General features: G+C 68.8%; 19 protein-coding genes. 11 read left to right on the top strand and 8 right to left on the bottom strand.

What is annotated here, in order from left to right; translation table 11 throughout:
* Window positions 1–41 precede the first annotated feature (41 nt).
* The gene (locus tag ACQEVY_RS22890; protein WP_432951339.1) at window positions 42–308 is read left to right on the top strand and encodes a hypothetical protein; all 267 of its coding nucleotides are present in this window, start codon (window positions 42–44) and stop codon (window positions 306–308) included.
* Here the strand turns inward: ACQEVY_RS22890 and ACQEVY_RS22885 are convergent, their stop codons facing one another.
* A complete protein-coding gene (locus ACQEVY_RS22885) occupies window positions 309–2,480 on the bottom strand; it encodes a SpoIIE family protein phosphatase (protein ID WP_432951337.1) in 2,172 nt (723 codons plus the stop codon).
* Window positions 2,481–2,751: 271 nt separating this feature from the next.
* On the opposite strand from ACQEVY_RS22885, the gene aspS reads away from it, so the two are divergent.
* Both aspS and ACQEVY_RS22875 read left to right on the top strand, forming a co-directional pair.
* The gene (gene aspS, locus ACQEVY_RS22880) at window positions 2,752–4,515 is read left to right on the top strand and encodes an aspartate--tRNA ligase (protein WP_432951335.1); all 1,764 of its coding nucleotides are present in this window, start codon (window positions 2,752–2,754) and stop codon (window positions 4,513–4,515) included.
* Between the two features lie 234 nt (window positions 4,516–4,749).
* On the top strand, window positions 4,750–5,319 hold the full coding sequence (locus ACQEVY_RS22875; RefSeq protein WP_432951333.1) for a hypothetical protein: 570 nt from the start codon (window positions 4,750–4,752) through the stop codon (window positions 5,317–5,319).
* A gap of 66 nt (window positions 5,320–5,385) precedes the next feature.
* Here ACQEVY_RS22875 and ACQEVY_RS22870 read toward each other — a convergent pair whose 3' ends face one another.
* A complete protein-coding gene (locus ACQEVY_RS22870; RefSeq protein ID WP_432951331.1) occupies window positions 5,386–6,135 on the bottom strand; it encodes an aminoglycoside 3'-phosphotransferase in 750 nt (249 codons plus the stop codon).
* A 219-nt stretch (window positions 6,136–6,354) separates the two neighbouring features.
* Here ACQEVY_RS22870 and ACQEVY_RS22865 point away from each other — a divergent pair, with 219 nt between their 5' ends.
* The 5 genes from ACQEVY_RS22865 (at window position 6,355) to ACQEVY_RS22845 (ending at window position 12,076) form a co-directional block, all read left to right on the top strand.
* Window positions 6,355–6,957, top strand: coding sequence for a DUF4956 domain-containing protein (locus ACQEVY_RS22865; RefSeq protein ID WP_432951329.1), 603 nt, complete (start codon window positions 6,355–6,357; stop codon window positions 6,955–6,957).
* Window positions 6,954–7,751 carry a polyphosphate polymerase domain-containing protein gene (locus ACQEVY_RS22860; protein WP_432951327.1) on the top strand — a complete coding sequence of 266 codons (798 nt, stop codon included), beginning with the start codon at window positions 6,954–6,956 and terminating at the stop codon, window positions 7,749–7,751. Before ACQEVY_RS22865 ends, ACQEVY_RS22860 begins: the two co-directional genes overlap by 4 nt.
* A complete protein-coding gene (locus ACQEVY_RS22855) occupies window positions 7,748–9,610 on the top strand; it encodes a carbohydrate-binding domain-containing protein (protein ID WP_432951325.1) in 1,863 nt (620 codons plus the stop codon). Before ACQEVY_RS22860 ends, ACQEVY_RS22855 begins: the two co-directional genes overlap by 4 nt.
* A gap of 188 nt (window positions 9,611–9,798) precedes the next feature.
* Window positions 9,799–11,133: a pectate lyase family protein gene (locus ACQEVY_RS22850; RefSeq protein WP_432951323.1), complete on the top strand. Its 1,335-nt coding sequence runs from the start codon at window positions 9,799–9,801 to the stop codon at window positions 11,131–11,133.
* Window positions 11,134–11,347: 214 nt separating this feature from the next.
* Window positions 11,348–12,076, top strand: a complete 729-nt coding sequence (locus tag ACQEVY_RS22845; protein WP_432951321.1) for a class E sortase — start codon at window positions 11,348–11,350, stop codon at window positions 12,074–12,076.
* 26 nt (window positions 12,077–12,102) lie between these two features.
* On the opposite strand, the gene ACQEVY_RS22840 is transcribed toward ACQEVY_RS22845, so the two are convergent.
* From ACQEVY_RS22840 to ACQEVY_RS22830, 3 genes are all read right to left on the bottom strand, one after another.
* On the bottom strand, window positions 12,103–12,456 hold the full coding sequence (locus ACQEVY_RS22840; RefSeq protein WP_432951319.1) for a hypothetical protein: 354 nt from the start codon (window positions 12,454–12,456) through the stop codon (window positions 12,103–12,105).
* Between the two features lie 227 nt (window positions 12,457–12,683).
* Window positions 12,684–13,592, bottom strand: coding sequence for a hypothetical protein (locus tag ACQEVY_RS22835; protein ID WP_432951317.1), 909 nt, complete (start codon window positions 13,590–13,592; stop codon window positions 12,684–12,686).
* Window positions 13,593–13,722: 130 nt separating this feature from the next.
* Window positions 13,723–14,322, bottom strand: a complete 600-nt coding sequence (locus ACQEVY_RS22830) for an ATP-binding protein (RefSeq protein ID WP_432951315.1) — start codon at window positions 14,320–14,322, stop codon at window positions 13,723–13,725.
* Between the two features lie 154 nt (window positions 14,323–14,476).
* Between ACQEVY_RS22830 and ACQEVY_RS22825 the strand changes: the two genes are divergently transcribed.
* Window positions 14,477–15,352 (top strand): helix-turn-helix domain-containing protein, encoded by an 876-nt coding sequence (locus ACQEVY_RS22825; protein WP_432951313.1) that lies wholly within the window; start codon window positions 14,477–14,479, stop codon window positions 15,350–15,352.
* The gene (locus ACQEVY_RS22820) at window positions 15,349–15,558 is read left to right on the top strand and encodes a DUF397 domain-containing protein (RefSeq protein WP_432951311.1); all 210 of its coding nucleotides are present in this window, start codon (window positions 15,349–15,351) and stop codon (window positions 15,556–15,558) included. The genes ACQEVY_RS22825 and ACQEVY_RS22820 overlap by 4 nt, the downstream gene beginning before the upstream one ends.
* Before the next feature lie 55 nt (window positions 15,559–15,613).
* On the opposite strand, the gene metG is transcribed toward ACQEVY_RS22820, so the two are convergent.
* Together metG and ACQEVY_RS22810 are read right to left on the bottom strand one after the other, a co-directional pair.
* Window positions 15,614–17,230 (bottom strand): methionine--tRNA ligase, encoded by a 1,617-nt coding sequence (gene metG / locus ACQEVY_RS22815; RefSeq protein WP_432951309.1) that lies wholly within the window; start codon window positions 17,228–17,230, stop codon window positions 15,614–15,616.
* Between the two features lie 125 nt (window positions 17,231–17,355).
* A complete protein-coding gene (locus ACQEVY_RS22810; RefSeq protein WP_432951307.1) occupies window positions 17,356–19,167 on the bottom strand; it encodes a VWA domain-containing protein in 1,812 nt (603 codons plus the stop codon).
* A 276-nt stretch (window positions 19,168–19,443) separates the two neighbouring features.
* On the opposite strand from ACQEVY_RS22810, the gene ACQEVY_RS22805 reads away from it, so the two are divergent.
* Window positions 19,444–21,522 carry a PhoX family protein gene (locus ACQEVY_RS22805; RefSeq protein ID WP_432951305.1) on the top strand — a complete coding sequence of 693 codons (2,079 nt, stop codon included), beginning with the start codon at window positions 19,444–19,446 and terminating at the stop codon, window positions 21,520–21,522.
* A 26-nt stretch (window positions 21,523–21,548) separates the two neighbouring features.
* On the opposite strand, the gene ACQEVY_RS22800 is transcribed toward ACQEVY_RS22805, so the two are convergent.
* Window positions 21,549–22,535: a LysR family transcriptional regulator gene (locus ACQEVY_RS22800; protein WP_432951303.1), complete on the bottom strand. Its 987-nt coding sequence runs from the start codon at window positions 22,533–22,535 to the stop codon at window positions 21,549–21,551.
* Window positions 22,536–22,594 lie beyond the last annotated feature (59 nt).

Below are 22,594 nucleotides of genomic sequence, written 5' to 3'. Positions count from 1 at the left end.
GCGACTCCGTCGATGGGACGCGGAGCGGAAGGACGGCGGGTATGGCGCAGGAGAATCCGGAAATCCACCTCGTGTTCCATCCCGTCGTCGGGGAGCCGCTGGCCGTCAGAAGCCGGGACTTCGAGTCGCTGGAGGCGGCGGAGGACAGCGTCACCGAGGCGTTGGAGCAGGAGCGCACCTTGCGCTTCGAGCTGAACGGCCGTGACGGCGGCGACAGTGGGACCCTGCTGGTCAACTGTTCCAACGTCGTCGCGGTCAAGGTGCGGTCGGCGTCGGAAAAGGGAGCCGACGACGGCCAGTACCTCTGATCACAGCTCTCCGGAACCGTCCGGTTCGGCGCCGTCCGGTTCGTAGAGCTCGAACCAGATGCTCTTGCCCTCGCCCCGCGGGTCCACTCCCCAGGCGTCCGAGAGCAGTTCCATGAGCATCAAGCCCCGCCCGGAGGACGCCAGTTCTCCGGGCTGACGCTTGTGTGGCAGGGCGTCGCTGCAGTCGGTGACCTCGACCCGGATCCGGCGGGAGCCTGCCTCGCCCGTCATCTCGGCGACGAGCAGCGCTTCGGCGTCCGTGTGGACGAGTACGTTCGTGACCATCTCCGAGACCAGGAGCACCGCAGAGTCGATCTGGTCCTCGGACGACCAGTCGTGCAGCAGCTCCTTCAGTTGGCGGCGTGCGTCCGCGACCCGCTCGGGTTCGGCCTGGGCCACGGTCAGCACGGTGCGGCGTACGGACGTCCGTGCCGCCGGCTGGTCGCCGCAGCCGCAGCCCTCCCCCTGCCGGCACAGCAGCAGAACCGCGATGTCGTCCTCCCGGCGGTCCACCAGCGGTCCGGTCATGTGGTGCGAGGAGGGTCCGTGCACAGCCTGGACCAGCGCGTCGGCCAGGGCCTCCAGGTCGCTTGTCTCGCCGTCGTGGCTCTCCAGGATCTTGCGGATCCTGAGCCAGCCGGTGTCGAGGTCGTGCCCGCCGGTCTCGATGAGCCCGTCGGTGCAGATCAGCATGGTCTCGCCGGGTTCCAGGGCAAGCCGCGTCGTCGGATAGTCCGCGTCCGGGTCGATGCCGAGCGGCAGTCCGCCCGCGGTGGGCCGGGTCAGCACGGTCCCGTCGGCCATCCGTATCGCCGGGTCCGGGTGCCCGGCGCGGGCGATGTCCAGTACGCCGGTCTCGGGGTCGACCTCCACGTACAGGCAGGTCGCGAAGCGCAGGTCGGCGGACTCCTCCTCGGACGTCATCCCGTACAGGAACCGGGAGGCGCGCGACAGTACGGCGTCCGGGCGGTGCCCTTCGGAGGCGTACGCCCTGAGCGCGATCCGCAGCTGGCCCATCAGTCCGGCGGCGCGTACGTCATGGCCCTGGACGTCGCCGATGACCAGGGCGAATCTGCCGCCGCCGGGCTGCGTCCGGGAGGTGCCCCCGGGGAGGGGGATCATGTCGTACCAGTCGCCGCCGACCTGGAGTCCGCCGCCGGTGGGTACGTACCGCGCGGCCACGGTCATGCCCGGGATCTGCGGCCCCAGGTTGGGCAGCATCGAGCGCTGGAGGCCGTCGGTCAGTTCGCGTTCGGACTCGGCGGCACCGGCGCGGGAGAGGGCCTGCGCGAGCATGCGGGCCACGGTGGTGAGGACGGAGCGTTCGTCGGGTGTGAAGGAGACGCGGTAGGTGAAGGCCGCCATCCACGCGCCTATCGTGCGGCCCGCGACGACGAGCGGCAGAAACGCCCACGACTGCCTGCCGAAACCCTGGGCGAGCGGCCACCAGGCCGGGAAGCGTTTCCGGTAGTCCTTCGGGGAGGAGAGATAGACGGCACGGCCGGTGCGTACGACCTCCGCGGCCGGATGGTCCGTGTCCACGGACATCGCGGAGGACGGTCCCTCGTCGTCGGACTGGTGCCCGTGGTGGCCGATGAGGGTCAGCCGGTCGCCCTGAGTGCCGTAGACGGCCAGGCCGTCCGGTGAGAAGCCGGGCATCGACAGGCCGGCCGCCACCCGCAGCACCTCCGCCGTGGACCGGGCCTCGGCCAGTGCGCGCCCCGCGTCCAGCAGGAACGCCTCGCGGGAGCGGCGCCAGTCACCGGTGACGGGGGTGCGCGCGGCGGCGCCCGGCGGTGGCTCGGAGACCTCCTGGAGGGTGCCGACCAGCTGGTAGGAGTGCGATTCGGTGTCGTACGACGGCTTGGAGCGGCTGCGCACCGTACGTAGTACGCGTCCCTGCTCGTCCATGACCCGCATCCGGAGTTCGGCGATGGTGCCCTCGGAAGCGGCGAGCTGGACGACCGGTTTGACCTCGTTCCAGTCGACCGGGTGGAAGCGGGCGCGGGCGCCGGCCTCTGTCAGCGTGACCGCCTCGGTGGGCAGTCCGAGCAGCCGTGCGGCCTCGGCATCCAGAGTGACCAGCTCGGCCGCGTTGTCCCAACGCCACAGGCCGGTCGCGAGGGCGGCCAGGACGTCCCCCACGGCGGGCAGGGGCTCACCAGTGCGCATTGGGCCACTGTAGGAAGAGGTGATCGTGAGAAGCCACCAAAGGGAGAAAGGCCACCCTTCAGAGGGTCGGACCGTGACCGGCCCGTGATGGTCGTGACCCGGCCGTAATGGTGGGGAGGCCGGTGGTGGCTCCCCGGTACGCTTGGGTCTGTGTTTCACACGGTCTGTGTTTCACGTGAAACACAGACCGTGACGCCCAGGCCGGCATTCAGGCTGTGGCACACAGATTGCGACACCAAGACCCCGATCCGCGAAGGCTGGATGAACGACGATGCATCGGTACAGGTCCCACACCTGCGGCGAGCTCCGCGCCTCTGACGTCGGCAGCGACGTCCGGCTGAGCGGCTGGCTGCACAATCGGCGCGACCTGGGCGGCATCCTCTTCATCGATCTGCGCGATCACTACGGCATCACGCAGCTGGTCGCCCGTCCCGGCACGGCCGCGTACGAGGCGCTGGACAAGCTCTCCAAGGAGTCGACCGTCCGCGTCGACGGCCAGGTCGTCTCGCGCGGAGCCGAGAACATCAACCCGGACCTGCCGACCGGCGAGGTCGAGGTCGAGGTCAGCGAGGTCGAACTGCTCGGCGCCGCCGCCCCGTTGCCCTTCACCATCAACACCGAGGACGGTGTGAATGAGGAGCGGCGCCTGGAGTACCGCTTCCTGGACCTGCGCCGCGAGCGCATGCACCGCAACATCATGCTGCGTACGGCGGTCATCTCCGCGATCCGCAGCAAGATGACGGCGCTCGGCTTCAACGAGCTGGCGACCCCGATCCTCACCGCCACCTCGCCCGAGGGCGCCCGCGACTTCGTCGTCCCGTCCCGTCTGCACCCGGGCAGGTTCTACGCCCTTCCGCAGGCCCCGCAGCAGTTCAAGCAGCTGCTGATGATCTCCGGCTTCGACCGCTACTTCCAGATCGCGCCCTGTTTCCGTGACGAGGACGCGCGCGCGGACCGTTCGCCGGGCGAGTTCTACCAGCTCGACGTCGAGATGTCCTTCGTCGAGCAGGAGGACGTCTTCCAGCCGATCGAGCAGCTGATGACGGAGCTGTTCGAGGAGTTCGGCAACGGCCGTCATGTCACCTCTCCCTTCCCGCGGATCCCGTTCCGCGAGGCGATGCTGAAGTACGGCTCCGACAAGCCGGACCTGCGGGCCCAGCTGGAGCTGGCCGACATCACCGACATCTTCGAGGGCTCGGAGTTCAAGGCCTTCGCGGGCAAGCACGTACGGGCGCTGCCGGTACCGGACGTTGCCTCGCAGCCCCGGAAGTTCTTCGACCAGCTCGGTGACTACGCCGTCTCGCAGGGCGCGAAGGGCCTGGCGTGGGTGCGGGTCGGTGAGGATGGCTCGCTGTCCGGCCCGATCGCGAAGTTCCTGACGGAGGAGAACGTCGCGGAGCTGACCAAGCGGCTGTCTCTTGCCGCCGGTCACGCGGTGTTCTTCGGCGCGGGCGAGTTCGACGAGGTCTCGAAGATCATGGGCGCGGTGCGGGTCGAGGCCGCCCGTCGCTCGGGCCACTTCGAGGAGGACGTCTTCCGCTTCTGCTGGGTCGTGGACTTCCCCATGTTCGAGAAGGACGAGGAGACGGGGAAGATCGACTTCTCCCACAACCCCTTCTCGATGCCGCAGGGCGGTATGGAGGCCCTGGAGACCCAGGACCCGCTGGACGTCCTGGCCTGGCAGTACGACATCGTCTGCAACGGCGTCGAGCTGTCCTCCGGCGCGATCCGGAACCACGAGCCGGACATCATGCTCAAGGCCTTCGGTATCGCGGGCTACGAGGCGGAGACGGTCGAGCGTGAGTTTGCGGGCATGCTGCGCGCGTTCCGCTTCGGCGCTCCTCCGCACGGCGGCATCGCGCCGGGCGTCGACCGGATCGTGATGCTCCTGGCCGACGAGCCCAACATCCGCGAAACGATCGCCTTCCCGCTCAACGGCAACGCGCAGGATCTGATGATGGGGGCGCCGACGGAGCTGGAGCCTGCGCGGCTGCGGGAGCTGCACCTTTCGGTGCAGAAGCCGCAGCCGAAGTAGCTCCGCTGGAGGTGCAGTTATTCGGCTGCGGGTATGTCGTGGCTGGTCGCTCCCCCACTCTCGGCTGCGCTCGAGCGGGGGGACCCCCATCGCGGCGGAGCCGCAAATTGACACAGCCCCGCGCCCCTATCGGGGCCTGCGGCCCCTCAAGTGGGCGCGGTATCGCACCGGACTTCACCAAGGCCGCTTAGTGGCCCGGAACCGACCTTGGTTCCGGGCCACCTGCGGCGGAATGTGCTGCGAAAGAAGGGCGCCGATCTCGATCTGTACGCCCTGTTCGTACCGGCTTCGAAGGCGATACGTGGCGAGAAGGCACCCGGCACCCTTGTCCAGACCGGGCCTGCGGCTGCGAAGGGCGCGGCGAAGGAGGGGACGGACAAGGCCGCCGACGTCGTGTACTACAAGCGCCTCGGATCGGTGAAGAACCGGCCCTTCATATGCCTGGACGGCGACGCACGCGTACCCGGCCGCGAGACCATCCGCATCGTCCGCCCCGACGAACAGGGCTACGTCCTGCTCTGCGCATACTCCGCGGTCAGTAACGGATTCGGTTCCTTCCGCAGCTTCGGCGCGAAGGTCGTCGTCACGGACGGCCGCGGCTCCACCGTCACCGTGCCCCTCTTCGAGAACACCAAGACCCGCTACTGGGTGGCCATCGCGCTGGTCGACTTCACCGACGCCGACGGAGCGGCCATCCGCCATATCGAGGCCTACAGCGGCCGTATGACGGAACGCCGCCCGGTCCTCCACCCGGACGGCACCATCGAGATGAACGGCGGCCCGGTGGAGTTCAAGAGGCGCTGATCCGTCGGCCACAAGCCGACGTCGGCTACGGGCTCGCGTCACGCCAGGCTCACGTAACGCCCAGGCTCACGTCACGCTCCAAAGAAGCCGGTAGTACTCCGTCCTCTCCGCATCCGGAGTGATGCCGTACCCGTCCAGGAGGGTGTCGTCCCAGCCCGGGCCGTAGTTCCACTCCGTGCTCCAGGTGGCGACGGCCAGGTCGGCCCAGCGGTCGGCGAGGCCGAGGGCGCCCATGTCGACGTGGGCGGACCATGAACCGTCGTCGTGCAGCAGGGTGTTGGGCGCGCAAGCGTCGCCGTGGCAGACGACGAGGCGGTCGATCGGCGGGGGGTCGGGCAGGTCGGACGGTACGGCGAGGCCTGACCGGCGGGCGCGTTCCAGGCGGTGTTCCACCGACCAGCTGAACGGGCAGGCGGCGACGGGCAGTTGGTCGTGCAGGGCGCGCAGCCCCGCCCCCAAGGCTCGTACGGCCGTGGCGGGATCCGCCTGCCACCGGGGGCTGACGGCGCTCTCGCCGGCCAGTGCGTCCGTGATGAGCCAGGCTCCGTCCGCATCGGCTCCGTATTCACGGACGCGAGGTACGGGCGTGAAGTCCCCGGCCCAGCGCAGCCGTTCCACCTCGGCGGGCAGGTCCAGGCCGGAGTCCGTCGGCGCCCACTTGGCGAACAGCCGCCCCTGATCGTGGTCGTCGCCGATGCGGAAGGTCAGGCCGCCCAAGTGGTTCAGCCAGACGGGCAACAGCGGCCGGTCTCCGGCCAGTTCGGCGATCGGTGCGGGCACGCGTACGGCTGAGGTCGGCGGTCCGGCGTGGGGCATGGGCGCATGGTCTCCTGCGGTACGGGCGACGGGCGAGCGATTTTCCACCCGGTCCATGCGGGCACCCGCCGATTGCGAGTAGTTCACCTCACATCCGCCTCGCGTACTTCTCAAGCCTCCTTAAGGAAACCAAAAGGCACCTCACAGCCAGCCCACCGATCGTGTGGTCATGAGCGCATCCATCGCAGATGACCAGAGACCCGGGAAGAGGCAACGGCCATGAAACAGCTGGTACTTGTCGGGGCCGACCTGCTTGCCATCGCCGTCCTCACCTTCGCCGTGTACTTCCCGCGCCACCATCGGCGCGACCTGATCGCCGCCTTCCTCGGTGTGAACGTCGGGGTGCTCGCCGTGGCGATGACGCTCAGTTCCGCCTCGGTGGGGATCGGCCTCGGGATGGGGCTGTTCGGGGTGCTGTCGATCATCCGGCTGCGGTCGTACGAGATCGCGCAGCACGAGATCGCGTACTACTTCTCCGCGCTGGCCATCGGCCTCCTCGCCGGGCTCCCGCACACCGTGACCCTGCTGAACACCGGGCTGATGGCGCTCATCGTCATCACCCTGTACGTCGGCGATCACCCCCGCCTGTTCCCGCGGCACCGGCAGCAGAGCCTGCGCCTCGACTCCGCGTACACCGATGAGGACGCCCTCCGCTCGCACCTCGAAGTGCTGCTGGGCGGGCGGGTGGTGAACCTGTCGGTGCAGGACATCGACCTGGTCAATGACATGACGCGCGTCGAGGTGCGGTACGTCGTGTCTGGCACCGGTGCGCGGGTTCCCGAGGAGCTCAAGTCGCCCTCCCCGCAAGGCGTTCGGCCATGACGGCCGCCATCGATCGCTTCGTGGCCGCGCTGCCGCCGATCGGGCTGGACGAACTCGTCGAGCGGGCCGAACTGCTCACCCGCCTGGACCGCAAGTACATGCTCCCGGTCGTCGATCTGCCCTTCGTGCTCGGCGGACTGGACGGTGACGTCCGGGTGCTCGAAATGGGCCGGGGGGAGAGGGAGTTCGGGTATCGGTCCATCTACTTCGACACCCCTGGGATGGACGGGTATCTGGCGGCCGCGCGCCGCCGCAGGCGACGGTTCAAGCTGCGCATCCGTACGTATCTGGATTCCGGTCTGGATTCCGGCCGGCACTTCTTCGAGATCAAGACGCGTGGGCCGCGCGGCACCACCGTCAAGCAACGCATCCCGTACGACGGGGACTTCCGGCGGCTCGGGGGCGAGGCGCGGGCGTACGCCGACACGGTGCTCGCCGAGGCCGGGATCAACTCCGCGGGGCTCCGCTTCGTCCCCACGCTCACCACGTTCTACCGGCGTACGACGCTGTTCTTCCCGGCCACCGGGAGCCGGCTCACCGTAGACACCGGGCTGACCTGGACCCTGCCCGACGGCACCGCCCTGCGGACCGACGACCGGGCCATCGTCGAGACCAAGTCGGGCCGGGCGGGCTCGGATGCCGACCGGCTGCTCTGGTCGCTGGGGCACCGGCCGTGTCCCGTGTCGAAGTACGGCACCGGGCTCGCCGCCCTGCGCCCCGAACTCCCCGCCAACCGATGGCTGCCCGTCCTGCGGCGCCACTTTCCGACCGCACTCCACGAGAGCCTCGCATGAGCAAGAAAACGATCAGCCGGAGCGGGCGTACGGTCCGTCGAAGCGGGCGTACGGGCATGAGATCGGTACGGCAGTTGCGTACGAAAGTGGCGGGCGCCCTCGCCTCGATGGCGCTGGCCACGGCGGTGCTGGCCGGGTGCTCGTCCGGTGACAGCGACTCCTCGTCCGGCTCGGGGTCGAGCTCGAGTTCGAGCTCGTCGGGCGGTGTCGCGGACGGTACGCAGACCGCCGCCGCCGTCCTCGCCGACAACCAGGCGGATCATGCCGAGGACGGTGACGCGGAATGGGACGAGTCCGAGGCCGTGGACATCGAGCTGGACGGCGAGTCCGCCTCCGCCGAGGGGGACGGGGTCACGGTCGACGGGGCCACGGTGACCATCACCGCAGGTGGCACGTACCGGCTGAGCGGGAGTCTCAGCGACGGTCAGGTCGTCGTCAACGCACCTGACGCGACGGTGAAGTTGGTACTGGACGGGGTCGACATATCCAGTTCCTCCGGCGCGGCGATCGCCGCCAGCGAGGCGGAGAAGCTCGTGGTCGTGCTGGCGGACGGCAGCGAGAACACGCTCGCCGACACCGACTCGTACGCCGAGGACGCTGGCGCCAACGCCGCCCTGTACAGCGCCGGCGACCTCACCGTCGCGGGCGGCGGAACGCTCACCGTGCACGGCAACGGCAACGACGGGATCGCGAGTACGGACGGCCTGGTCATCGCCTCCGGGACGGTCAAGGTCGACGCCGTGGACGACGGGATCCGGGGCAAGAACTACCTCGTCGTGAACGGCGGCAAGGTCACCGTCACCGCGAAGGGCGACGGGCTCAAGGCCGACAACTCCGAGGACGCGGACGCCGGTTATGTCGCCGTCGACGGCGGAACGGTGGCGGTGACGGCGGAGGGTGACGGGGTCGACGCGGTCACCGATCTCGTGGTGACGGGCGGATCGCTGTCCGCCGCCAGCGAGGCCGCCGATGACTCCTCCGCGCACGGGCTGAAGTCGGGGGTCATCGCGGTTCTCGAGGGCGGCACCGTCAGCGTGGAGTCGTCCGCCGACGCCGTCCACAGTGAGGCGGCCGTGCACGTCAGCGGCGCCGATGTCACCGTCTCGGCGGGGGACGACGGCGTCCACGCGGAGGGCGAACTGGTCGTCAGTAAGGGAGAGTTGCAGGTCAAGGCGTCGACCGAGGGACTCGAAGGCAAGGACATCACCGTCAGCAGCGGCAGGGCGACCATCACGTCCAGCGACGACGGCATCAACGCGTCCGGCGGTACGACGACCTCGGACAGCGGCGGCGGGCAGGGCGGCGGCCCCGGAGGCGGAGGTGGCAGTGAGACCGGCGACTACACCGCGAACGTCACCGGCGGCACCCTCGTCATCAACGCCGACGGCGACGGTTTCGACTCCAACGGCACCGCCGAGATCACCGGCGGCACGGTCGTCGTCAACGGCCCGGAACAGGGCGGCAACGGAGCCCTCGACGTCAACGGCTCCTTCACCGTCAGCGGCGGCACCCTCCTCGCCGCCGGCAGCGCGGGCATGGCCGTCGCCCCCGACACCGAGTCCGAACAGGGCTGGGTCTCGGCCACACTCGATTCGCCTGTGCAGGCGGGCACGACCCTCCACGTCGTGGACGCGGACGGCGAGGTCGTGGCCTCGTACGTCACCTCGAAGTCGATCGAGAACCTCGTGTACTCCGGTGACGGGATCGAGAGCAGGGAGGAGTACACGGTGTACGCGGGCGGCGAGACCTCGGGCGGCAGTACGGGGGGCCTGGCGGCCGGCGGCGAACTGGGCTCGGCGGAGGAGATCGCGACGGTGACGGCGGGCGAGGCACCGGAGGGCGGCTTCGGCCGGAGGTGAGGAACCGGAAGGGGCGCTTCGGCTGGGCGAGCTCCTGCAGCTCAACACCCGCTCTGTCTCGCCTACTTGGCGGCAACCTTTCTTGTGCCCGCGACCACAGATGAGTCAGGAGCCTCGTTCACGCGGGGCTCCGCGAACCTCGTGCACGTTCCGCTTTACGTGCACCTGAACCCCGTAAGGACTCATCCGTGGCATCCACTTCCCACCGCCGGTCCCATCGCAGACGGCGCACCGCGCTGGTGTCGGCCGCCGCCGTGGCGGCCGCCGGGCTCGGCGCGGTCCCCTTTGTGATGAACGCGAACGCCACCCCGCCCGCCGTCGAGCCGGCCCGCCAGTCGCTGCCCGCGAAGGACGGCTGGGCGGCGAGCGGTTCCGGTACGACGGGCGGCTCGAAGGCCGACTCCAAGCACGTCTACACCGTCAGCACCCGCGCCCAGCTGGCGAAGGCGCTCGGCAACGGCACCGACTCCACGCCGAAGATCATCAAGATCAAGGGCACGATCGACGCGAACGGCGGCAAGAGCTGCGCCGACTACGCCGCCGGTACGGGTTACTCGCTGGCCGCCTACCTCAAGGCGTACGACCCGAAGACGTACGGCAAGAAGATGCCGTCCGGCAGCCAGGAGAACGCCCGCGAAGCCGCCGAGGCCAAGCAGAAGAAGAACATCGTCTTCAAGGTGCCCGCCAACACCACCATCGTGGGCGTTCCCGGCACGAAGGCCGGCATCAAGGGCGGCAGCCTTCAGGTGCAGGACGTGAAGAACGTCATCATCCGCAATCTCACCTTCTCCGCCACCGAGGACTGCTTCCCGCAGTGGGACCCGACGGACGGCTCGTCGGGCGAGTGGAACTCGAACTACGACTCGGTGACCCTGCGCGGCGCGACGAATGTCTGGGCCGACCACAACACGTTCACGGACGCGCCGAACTTCGACAAGTCGCTGAAAACGTACTTCGGCCGCAAGTACCAGATCCACGACGGTGCCCTGGACATCACCAATGGCTCCGACCTGGTGACCGTGGAGCGGAACCAGTTCACGAACCACGACAAGACGATGCTGATCGGCAGCAGCGACTCCGACACCAAGGGCAAGCTGCGCGTCACCATCCACCACAACGTGTGGAAGGGCATCACCCAGCGCGCCCCACTGGCCCGCATCGGCCAGATCCACCTCTACAACAACTTCTACGACACGACGACCGTCAACGGTTACGCCCCCAAGTACAGCCTCGACTCCCGCGCCAAGGCCCAGGTCGTCGCCGAGCACAACGCCTGGACGGTGCCCTCCGGAGGCAAGATCGCCAAGCTGCTGAGCGGCGACGGCACGGGTTCGGTCGCGGGTAGCGGCAACCTGGTCAACGGCAAGGCGTGCGACATCGTCGCGGCGTACAACTCCGCGTCGTCGAAGAAGATCAAGACGGCGGTGAACTGGAAGCCGACGCTGACGGCGGGTCTGCAGACGTCGGCCAAGAGCCTGCCGGCGGAGCTGGTGAAGACGGCGGGGGCGGGGGTTCTTCGCTGAGGAGTACCTGTTGCGAAAAGCGTGAACACTCTCCCCGAGAGTGTTCACGCTTTTCACGTTGGCCTTCTGCTGGCCTTCTGCGGTGAGGGCCGAAGGCCGAGGGCCGGGAACCGTGAGCCGTGAGCCGTGAGCCGTGAACGGGGAACGCCCCGCCCGTTCTGGGCGTTGTTCTCTGTGTTGACTCGTTGAGTCCCGGCTACCGGTCCTGAGTGCTATGTCCCGTTCCCGAGCTTTCTCCGTCGCGCTCACCGGCGCTGTCGTCGCCGTGCTCGTCGGCTGCTCCACGGGCGGCGCGGATGCGGACGCGGGCGCCGAGGCACGCGCGCCGAGCACATCCTCCACCACGACCGAGCCGACGACGCCCCCCGCCGAGCCCTCACCCGAGAGCCCTTCCCCCACCCCGACTCCGTCCAAGCCCAGCACCCGGACCCAACCGGCCTCGCTGACGATCCCGGAGATCGGCCTCAAGGACCTACGCGTCGTCCCGTACGAGGGCACAACCGACGACTGGCCCGGCACACGCATCCAGAACGAGGGCGTCGCAGCCAGCCCGTACGGCAGCCGCGGCGGCGTGGGCCCCGGCGAGATCGGAAACTACCTGGTCACAGCCCACCGCCTCTCCGCAGGCGGCCCCCTACGCGAGCTCCCGTCCCTAGACAAGGGCGACACGGTGACCGTCACGGCAGCCGGCAAGATCTACGAGTACGAGATCACCACCACCAGAAGCACATCCTTCCGCTCCGACCGCTCCCTGGCCGAACAACGAGCAGCCGTCCCCGGCCACCCCGGCCGCCAGCCCACCGAAGCCATGATCACCATCTCCACCTGCGCGACTCCCGAGGACAACGCAGCCGGCAACTTCTGGCGCGACGACAAGGGCAACCCCGAACACCGCATAGACAAGATCGGCGTCCTGACTGCTACGACGCCAGCCACGACGTAGCCCGGGACCGGTCCCGAGGTCCGTCGCTACCGTTGGCGGCCCGAGGCCCTCATGGCCTCGTCCAGCACGGCGCTCAGCTCCCGCAGGGCCTCCTGTGCGACGACGGGATCCTCGTGCTCCAGGTCGCGTTTCGCACGCGCATGGCGTGCGGACAGGTCGGCGCGGCGGGCGATCTCGATGTCTCTGGCCCACGCGAGGACCCAGCTCCGTACGGGAGTTAGGGACTGCCACTCGACGGACTTGGCGAAGGCTTCGTCCTTCGTGCGCTGCATCTCCTTCAGGCGACCGGGGTCGACGACAGCGAGGGCGGCGCGCAAGGCACCAGGGGTCTGCTCGGGACGCGGGACCAGCTCATGTCCGTGAACGGCCTGGCTGCTCATGATGTCCTCCAGAGAGGCCCTTTTCCGTAGCGTGCCGTGCCCAGAACCCGTCCTCGTCCCACTGCTGGGCCCTCTCCAGGTGGCGAAGCCGGGCCTCGGCACGCCGTGGACACTCGGCGTACTCCCGGGGTGCCACGGTGACCATTTCCTTCTGCTGGCTGCCGGGGACCCGGGCCTGCCCGACCGCGAGTGCCGCCGTCGGGCAGGGGCTCCGCTGGCCTCCGTGGCTACTCGTCCGTGAAGATCTCGTCAGCTGAGAGAGCGGTGAGGGCTCGGTCGAGCCAGTGGCGCAGGATATCGAGGTCGTCGCAGGCGGTGATGCGTGCGCGTGCCTCGTCCGGGACGTCGATGCCGCGTCGCTCCAAAATGAACAGGATGTCCTCGGCCCGGCCCTGGGCCTGGCCTTGTGCCTGACCCTCGGCCCGGCCCTGTGCTCGGCCTTCGTCGCGGGCTTCTTCAAAGATGGGCGACTTGTAGAAAGAAAGGTCCACGGCCACTAGTTTCCTCCACAGTGCTGCGGCGGGCAGCTTGCCCAGGCCCTGAAAGATGAATTCGATGACGGGGTTCTTGACGGCGTCCGGAGTCTCCTGCAGAACGGCCGTCATTGCTTTGAGTATGGCCTCGATGTCCGGGCTCTTGGCGTGGGTGATGGCCGACAGTGTGGCGAGGGCGAGGTCTCTGTGGACCTCGTCAGGGTCGGTGATCACCGGCATGTTGTGCGGGCCCGCGACCAGTGGGCGCAGGGTGAGCAAGGGCCACCGGGGAGGCCCGAAGGTGACCGTACGCGCTGCCCACTCGGCGGTCGCCCGGTCCTGGCAGACGACCAGCAGCATCGGCTGCAGCCGGTATTTCGTGAGCAGGTGCGAGACGTAGTACGCCCAGCTCGCGGGCTTGTGCGGGTCCTTGTTGCCCTGGGCCTCAACGGCGAGGAGAAGTGGCTCCTCGCCCTCCGCCTCCAGCCGCAACAACGTGTCGACGCGGCGTTCGAGCGGTTCGGTCTCCGTGAGGTCGGTCGGCAGGACGGTGACCGCGGTGGGAGGGGCGAAGGGCACGCCGAGCACCTCGGACACCCCGGAGAAGAGGCGTGGGTGATCTTGGAAGATGCGGTGCATCGCCTCGTGGGGCGAGCTGACCATGAGGGTTCCTGTGGGAGGAGTTCGGACGACAGTTGATCGAAGCTGCTTCGGCACATGCCTTTGGCAAGTGCTGTCGCGAGCGTAAGGCAGCAACATGCCCCAGATTGGGCCCAGTTGGTGATATTCACCCTCAGGGGTGAGCCTGCGGCGCTCCGTCAGACGGCCGTGAGGGCAGGTGGGCGGAGTTCGTGGCAGTCGCGGCCGCGTGCGCCCGGATCGGGTGAGCGGAAGGCGGGGGCGCAGTCGTCGCAGTTGCGGACGGTCCACCGGAGAACGGGGTGCCGGGTTCCGGTGAGTGCGGTGCTGGTGTCAGGTCGAGTTCGGCCCATACGGTTTTTCGGGGGACGGGTCCCAGTTCGACGCCCCAGCGGTTTGCGAGGGTTTCGACGAGGAGTAGGCCGCGGCCGGACTCGGTTTCGGGGGACGGGGGTTGGAGGCGTGGGAGGTCGTCGCCTCGGGTGTCGGTCACCTCGATGCGGAGGGTCTTGGCGTGGGCCAGGAGTGCGAGGCGGAAGTCTCGGCCCGTGACGCGGCCGTGGGTGGCGGCGTTCGCGGCGAGTTCGGCGACCAGGTGCGCGGCGGTCTCGGTGATGCCGTACGGCAGGTCCCAGGTGCGTAGCCACTCGGTGGCGAGGAGCCGGGCGAGGCGGGCGCCGCGTGGGGTGGGGGATAGCAGGACGCTGAAGTGGCGGGCTGGGGCGTCGAGTTGGGGGGACTTTTTCTTGTTCACGTCACTGAGCGTGGCGGTGCATGTTTACCGTGAACAGTGACGACGCCGGTGCGTACGGTGACTGTCCGGGCCTTGTCCGCTGTTGTCCGGGCTGTCGGAACGGGCCGTAGGGGTACGGGCGTTGCGGCACGGAGGTACGACGGAGGGGTGCGGTATGTCGGTGGACGGCGAGGTACGACGGCTCAAGAGCGAGGCGGATGAGCCGGGTTGGGAGGTTGACCCGGACGACGACTGGGGTCTGGCGGTCATCGCGACCGTGGGGCGGCAGCTCAGGCTGCGGCGGGAAGCGGTGGGGATGCGGGCGGCCGAGTTCGGGGCGGCCGTGGGGTACGGGGAAGACCTTGTCTACAAGATCGAGGCGGGGAAGAGGATTCCTCGCGGCGAGTATCTGGACAAGGCGGACGAGGTGTTGGACGCGGGTGGGCTGATCTCGGCGATGAAGGAGGATGTGGCCAAGGTCCGGTATCCGAAGAAGGTTCGGGACCTCGCACAGTTGGAGGCCAAGGCGGTCGAGATCGGGGTGTACGAGTGCAACATCATCGCCGGCCTGTTGCAGACGCCGGAGCATGCCCGGACGCTGATCGAGGCCAGGCAACCGCCGTATTCCCCCGATGATGTGGAACGGATGGTGGCCGCTCGATTGGACCGACAGTCGGTCTTCGACCGGGACCCGGCACCCTCGCTCAGCTTTGTGCTGGAGGAGGCACCGCTGCGGCGGGAAGTCGGAGGCACAATGGTGTGGCGGGAGCAGCTCGAACGTCTGCTGGAGGTGGGCCGGTTGCGTAACGTCACGCTTCAGGTGATGCCGACAAAGAGCGACGCCCACCCAGGCCTGGACGGCAGGATCGAGCTGCTGAAGTTCGCAGACGGTACGGCCGTAGCGCGCTCCGACGGTGCATTCAACGGTCGCCCTGTCTCCGATCTGAAGCAGCTGCGCATCCTTGAGTTGCGGTATGGCACCATCCGGGCACAGGCGCTCCCGATGCGGGAGTCGCTTGCCTTCATCGAGCAACTGCTGGGAGAAACATGATCCGCAAGGCTTCCGCCGGGGGCGTCTCCGAACTGGTGTGGTTCAAGAGCAGCTACAGCGGCGGCACCGATGGCGAATCCTGCGTCGAACTCGCCACCACCCCCGGCACCGTCCACGTCCGCGACTCCAAGAACATAGGCGGCCCCCAACTCGCGCTGACGCCCGAGGCCTGGGCGGACTTCGTCACGTACGCCTCTGGAAGCTGATCTTTCAAACGCAAGGGCCCGGTTACGTCGTACGACGTAACCGGGCCCATTTGCGCTACGCGTTCGGCTTCTCCTCCAGGCGGGGGAAGAGGACCGCGCCCTTGGTCACCGTTGAGCCGGCCGGGAGTTTGCCCCACTCGGCTGCCTCCTGGACCTTCTGGTCCGCGAGGGCGCCGAGGGAGGCGTCCGCGCCCAGGGAGTCCCAGAGCTTCTGGGAGGTGTCCGGCATGATCGGGTTCATGAGGACCGCCACCGCGCGCAGGGACTCCGCGGCCGTGTAGAGGATCGTGGCGAGGCGAGCCCGGCCTTCCTCCGACTGGTCCTTGGCCACCTTCCACGGTTCCTCGTCCGAGATGTAGCCGTTGACCTGTTTGACGAAGTCGAACGCCGCCAGGATGCCGCCCTGGAAGTCCAGCTCGTCGCCGATCTTCCGGTCGGCCTCCGTGACCGCCTTGGCGAGGCCGTCGCGGATCGCCGCCTCCGCCTCGCCCGGCGCCGTCGCCTCGGGCAGGGTGCCGCCGAAGTACTTGCCGACCATCGCCGCGACACGGGACGCCAGGTTGCCGTAGTCGTTCGCCAGCTCGCTCGTGTAACGAGCCGTGAAGTCCTCCCACGAGAAGGAGCCGTCCTGGCCGAAGGCGATGGCCCGCAGGAAGTACCAGCGGTACGCGTCCACGCCGAAGTGCGAGGTCAGGTCTTGCGGCTTGATGCCCGTCAGGTTCGACTTGCTCATCTTCTCGCCGCCGACCATCAACCAGCCGTTGGCGGCGATCTTGCCGGGCAGCGGCAGGCCGTTCGCCATCAGCATCGCCGGCCAGATGATCGCGTGGAAGCGGAGGATGTCCTTGCCGACGAGGTGGACGTCGGCCGGGAACGTCGACTCGAACTTCTCCGGGTTCTCGTTGTAGCCGACCGCCGTGGCGTAGTTGAGCAGCGCGTCGATCCATACGTAGATCACGTGCTTGGTGTCCCACGGGACGGGGATGCCCCAGTCGAACGTCGAGCGGGAGATCGACAGGTCCTGCAGGCCCTGGCGTACGAAGTTCACGACCTCGTTGCGCGCGGACTCGGGCTGGATGAAGCCCGGGTTGGCCTCGTAGTGGGCGAGCAGCTTGTCGCCGTATTCGCTCAGCTTGAAGAAGTAGTTGTCCTCCTTGAGGAGTTCCACCGGCTTCTTGTGGACGGGGCAGAGCTTCTGGCCCGCGTACTCACCCTCGCCGTCGAGCAGCTCGCCGGGGAGCTTGTACTCCTCGCAGCCCACGCAGTACGGGCCCTCGTAGCCGCCCTTGTAGATCTCGCCCTTGTCGTGGAGATCCTGGACGAACTCCTGCACACGGTCCGTGTGCCGCTTCTGCGTGGTGCGGATGAAGTCGTCGTTCGCGATCTCCAGGTGCTCCCAGATGGGCTTCCAGGCCTCCTCGACGAGCTTGTCGCACCACTCCTGCGGGGAGACGCCGTTCGCCTCGGCGGTGCGCATGATCTTCTGACCGTGCTCGTCCGTGCCGGTGAGGTACCACACCTTCTCACCGCGCTGGCGGTGCCAGCGCGAGAGCACGTCGCCTGCGACGGTCGTATAGGCGTGGCCCAGGTGAGGAGCGTCGTTGACGTAGTAAATGGGGGTGGAGACGTAGTACGCCTTCTCACCCTGCTTCTCGGATCCAGTGGCCGCCATGGTCGAAATCCTACTGGCCTGATGGAGATCGACTCACACGCGTTTCGGGGGGCGGACAGGATGCCGGGTTCCCGGTCCTGTCCGCCCCCCGGCGGTTGTGCCACGTGTGTGCGGCGCGTGTACTGCTACGGGCGCCAGTTCGCGAGTACGCCCTCGTAGAGCTCCTGGTCGGTCAGTTCGCGTGGGGTTTCGCCGGCCAGGAAGTGGGCTGTGTTGTCCGTCTTGAGTTTGCGGAGGTAGTCGAAGGCCTTGTTCTCCGGGTCGCCGAAGGCGATGAAGGAGAAGAAGACTCCGGGGTGCTTCTTCGCCGCGTCCGTGAGGGACTGGGTGGCGGGGGTACGGGCGTCCGGGGCGCCGTCCGTCTGGAAGATCACGAGGGCCGGGTCCTTGGCGCCGGACTTCTCGTAGTGGCCTACGACCTCTTCGACGGCTGCGTGGTAGCTGGTGCGGCCCATGCGGCCCAGCCCTGCATGCAGGTCGTCGATCTTGTTTTCGTGGTCGGTGAGGGTGAGTTCGCCTGTGCCGTCTAGTTCTGTGGAGAAGAAGACGACGTGGACCGTTGCCTCGGGGTCGAGGTGGGCGGCGAGGGCCAGGGCCTGCTCGCCGAGGGCCTGGGCGGAGCCGTCCTTGTAGTACGGGCGCATGGACGCGGAGCGGTCCAGGACGAGGTAGACCTTGGCGGTTGCGCCGGTGAGGTTGAGGTTCTTGAGGGTGGCGCCGGCTGACTTATAGGCCGTGAGGAGTGTGGCGGGTACCGGTTCGCCTCCGGTTGCGGCGGGCTCCGGCTGGGGTGCGGGTTCCGGTGTCGCCTCAGCGGCGACCGGCTCCGCCTCCGGCGCGGGGTCGCCTCCGGCTGCGGGTTCGCTGGGCTTGACGGCCTCGGCTTCGCCTTCGGCCTTGCTGTTCCCGCCCGCACCGCCCGTGACGGTTTCGTTGTCGGGTGCGGGTGGCCCCTGTGGGGCCTGGTCGCCGTCGGCGGCTGCGGGTTCGTCTGCCTGGGCAGTGATGGTGGTCGGCTCGGCAGCGGCGGGCTCCGGCTCCGGGCCGGCGTCTGCGGCGACCGCCGCCTCCGGCTCGGGCGTCGGCACGGCTTCTGGTGCCGCCTCAGCGACGACCGGCTCGGGCTCGGCAGCGGGTGCCGGGATCGCCTCGGCGACGGGCGCCTCGTCGGCCTCGGTTTCCGGAGCCGCCTCCGCCACGACGGGCGGCTCGGCGACCGGCTCCGGCGCGACGGGCTCGGGCTCCGCGGCGACGACCGGCTCGGCCTCAGCCGCCGCAGGCGTCTGCTCCGGAGCCTCCTCGACCACCGGCTCCTCGGCGGCAGCCTCAACCTCGGGCTCCGCCTCTGCCACCGTGGCCTTCTCCGCAGCAGGCTCCGGCTCAGCTACCGCAGCCGTCTGCTCGGGCTCCACCTCAGGCTTGGCTGCCGCAGCTCCCTGCTCGGCCTCCACCTCAGCCGCCGCAGGCTGGGCCTCCGTCTTCGCCTCGGGCTCAGCTGCCGCAGGCTGGGCCTCTGCCTCAGCTGCACTCTCCCGTGCCGCAGGCCGGGCCTCCGCCGCAGCCGACCCCTCCCCCTCCCGAGCCCCAGGCACCGGCACCGTAACGTTGTCGAACGCCGCCGACACCAGGTCATCCACAGCGGAGCCCTTAGCGGAGCCCTTCGGCTCACTCGCCGACGTGGGCGCCGAAGCCTCCGCACCGGAGGGCGCCCCTTCAGCCCCCCGAGGCGCCGCCTCGGAAGCCGTCCGCTCAGCCGCCGGAGTCACCCGTTCAGCCGCCGGAGGCGCGGGCTCGGCTGCCGGTGCCGGCTCTGCAGCCGGAGCCGGGACCGAAGCCGGCGCCCCCCGCTCAGCTGCCGCAGGCACATCGGCACCCTCGGACGTACGCCCCTTGCGTGACTTTCCGAATGCGTTTCGCAGGAGGTTGAGAATGCCCATGAGCGCAACCCTTCGCATGAGTTGTTTCCGTCAATCCCTGGCCAGGACGGACACGTAAGGTTAGCCGCCAGATTTGGAGATCTTCTTCAGGGCTGGAACTCGATCCGAACTCGATCGGGTATCGGCTCAGACTGCCGACGTCAGCACATCAGCAGCGTCACATCAGCAGCGTCCCGCCAACTCCCCCACATTCACCCCGTGTTCACCTTGCGGCAGCCTTGCCGAACGCGCGTGCCCCTAGCGTCACGCCCGACCCAGGAAATATTGGGAGGGACCGTGCGCAACCTGCTGCCACTGATCGGCTCCACCGGATCGCACCCCGGTGGCCGTTCTGCGATGACTTGTAGATTCCGGTGTGGTGACGCCTGCTTCCACGAGGTGCCCAACACCACCACCAATGAGTACGTCGGCGATGTCATCGCCGGTGCGCTCAGCCGCCGTTCCATGATGCGGGCCGCCGCCGTGGTGACGGTCGCGTCGGCAGCCGGGGGTGCGGTCATCGGCGCCGGTGCCCCGGAGGCCGCCGCGCAGACCGGCGAAGGCGCGGCCCCCGCCGCGTACAACAAGGGCGGTAAGGGAGCGCGCGGCCTGCGGTTCACGCCCGTCGCGCCGAACACCGCCGACACCGTGACCATCCCCGAGGGCTACGCCCAGAACGTGGTCATCCGCTGGGGTGAACCCATTCTCCGTGGCGCCCCCGCCTTCGATCCGGACAAGCAGAGCGCCAAGGCGCAGGCGGGCCAGTTCGGCTACAACTGCGACTACCTCGGCCTGCTCCCGCTGCCGGGCGAGCGCGGCCGTCAGGTGCTCGTGGCGAACCACGAGTACACCGACGAGATCCTGATGTTCAAGGGCTACGACGCCGCCAAGCCCACCCGTGAGCAGGTCGAGACCGCCTGGGCTGCGCACGGACTGTCCGTCGTGGTCGTGGAGGAGGAGTGGAAGAGCGGCAAGCTCACCCCCGTTCCCCGGCACCCGCTCAACCGGCGCGTCACCGCGACCACCGAGTTCAAGGTGACCGGTCCGGCCGCCGGGTCCGACCTCCTCAAGACCTCCGCCGACCCGACCGGCACCAAGGTCCTCGGCACGCTCAACAACTGCGCCGGCGGCGAGACCCCCTGGGGCACGACGCTGCACGGCGAGGAGAACTTCAACCAGTACTTCGCCAACAGCAGCCGGGCGACGGACAAGCGGTACGGCATCGGCACCGCCGCCTCCGAGCGCAAGTGGGAGCTGTTCGACAAGCGGTTCGACGTGGCCAAGGAGCCGAACGAGGTCCACCGCTTCGGCTACGTCGTCGAGCTCGACCCGTACGACCCCACCTCCACGCCCCGCAAGCGCACCGCGCTCGGCCGCTTCAAGCACGAGGGCGCCACCGTCCGCCTCACGCACGACGGCCGCCCGGTCGTCTACACCGGCGACGACGAGCGCTTCGACTACTTCTACAAGTTCGTCGGCAGCAAGCGGATGAAGCATGGTCACAGCCGGTCCGCCCGCGAGCACAACCTGACGCTCCTCGACGAGGGCACGCTGTACGTCGCCAAGCTCACCGGCGACTCCCCGGCGATCGAGATCGACGGCACGGGCAAGCTGCCGAAGGACGGCGAGTTCGACGGCAGCGGTACGTGGATCCCGCTGGCCACCGCCACGGCGAAGGGTGCCGTCTCGCACGTCGAGGGCATGACCGCCGAGGAGGTCTTCGTCTTCACGCGCCTCGCCGGTGACAAGGTCGGCGCCACGAAGATGGACCGTCCCGAGGACATCGAGCCGAACCCGCACACCGGCAAGGTGTACGTCGCGCTGACGAACAACACCAACCGCGGTGTCGGTACGAACGCCAAGGCGGACGAGGCCAACCCGCGCAACGCCAACAAGCACGGCCACGTCCTCGAGCTCACCGAGCGCTGGAACAAGGCCGACAGCACGAAGTTCGCCTGGTCGCTGTTCCTCGTCGCCGGTGACCCGAAGGACCCGGCGACCTACTTCGCCGGCTTCCCGAAGGAGAAGGTCAGCCCGATCTCCTGCCCGGACAACGTGGCCTTCGACCGGTACGGCAACCTGTGGATCTCCACCGACGGCGCCCAACTCGGCTACCACGACGGTCTGTTCGGCGTAGCTACGCGCGGTGACCGGCGCGGTGAGCTGAAGCAGTTCCTCACCATGCCGAAGGGCGCCGAGACCTGCGGCCCGATCGTCCAGGAACGCCGCGTCCTGGTCGCCGTCCAGCACCCGGGCGAGATCGACGGCGCCACCGTCGAGAAGCCCGCGAGCACCTGGCCCGACGGCCCGGGCACGTACGTCCGCCCGTCCGTGGTCGCGGTGTACCGCAAGGACGGCCGCGACATCGGCGCCTGAGCAGCGCATATGGGTATAGGCGTACGTCAGGTTGCGACGCGTACGTGCATGGGGCGTCCCTCTTCGGAGGGGCGCCCCCCTTTATTCGGGGCGTTCCCGGTCCTTTCCAGCCACTCCCGATACCCGGGCGCCTGCAGGGCGACCTCCTCGTACGCCTCCTCCAGTTCCGGATAGACGGCGTCCAGCTCCTCCTGCGTACGGGCCGCGAGGAGCAGTCGTACGCCGAGGGGGTCGCCCTGGATGCGCCGTACCGCCATCGTGGGGCCGTCGACGTGGGTCGGCTGGCAGACGGCGACCACCTCGCCCGTGGCGACCAGCGCGTCCGTCGTGTAGTAATCGCCGTGCAGGACATGCGGGTTGACGCCGGCCGCGCGGAACATCCGCTGCACCGCGTCCCACTCCCCGTCGACCGTCGGGTCGACCATCCAGCGGTCGTCGGCCAGGTCATGCAGGCTGACCTCGGGCTTTGCCGCGGCCGGATGGTCCGGTGGCAGCGACACGAACTGCGGCTCGCGTTCCATCAACACGCGTAGCTCGAGCTCAGGAGGAATGCGGAGCGGGCTGCCCTCGACCTCGTGCACGAAGGCGACGTCGAGCTGTCCGTCGGCGAGCATGCGCAGCAACGCGTTCGGGGAGACGTCCATCTGCAGGACGGGTTCCAGGTTGCGGGCGCGCAGCCGGCGTAGCCAGCCCGCGAGGGCCCGGCTCGCGGTGGAGCCGATCCGCAACTGGGGTCCGTCCACGGTGGCGGCGGCGGTACGGGCCTCCGCGACGAGGGCGCGCATTTCGGCCACCAGAGGGCGGGCGCGGCCCAGGACCACGTGGCCGAGTGGCGTCGGGCGGCAGCCGGTACGTTCGCGGGTGAACAGGGCGCCGCCGAGCTCGTGTTCGATCCGGCGCAACTGGGTGCTCAACGAGGGCTGGGCGACGCCGAGTTGGCGGGCGGCGCGGTGCAGGCTGCCGGTGTCGGCGATGGCGCACAGCGCACGGAGGTGCCTGACCTCAAGCTCCATGGGGCGAGCGTAGGGCGCACTTCTCGGTCACACCAGACGCACAAATGGCACCCTAAGTG

Origin of the sequence: Streptomyces sp. CA-288835 (assembly GCF_050936385.1) — a bacterium.
In the GTDB taxonomy this organism is placed as follows: domain Bacteria; phylum Actinomycetota; class Actinomycetes; order Streptomycetales; family Streptomycetaceae; genus Streptomyces.
Note: the sequence above shows the minus strand (reverse complement) of the source record. Positions and strands in the feature narration are given on the sequence as shown.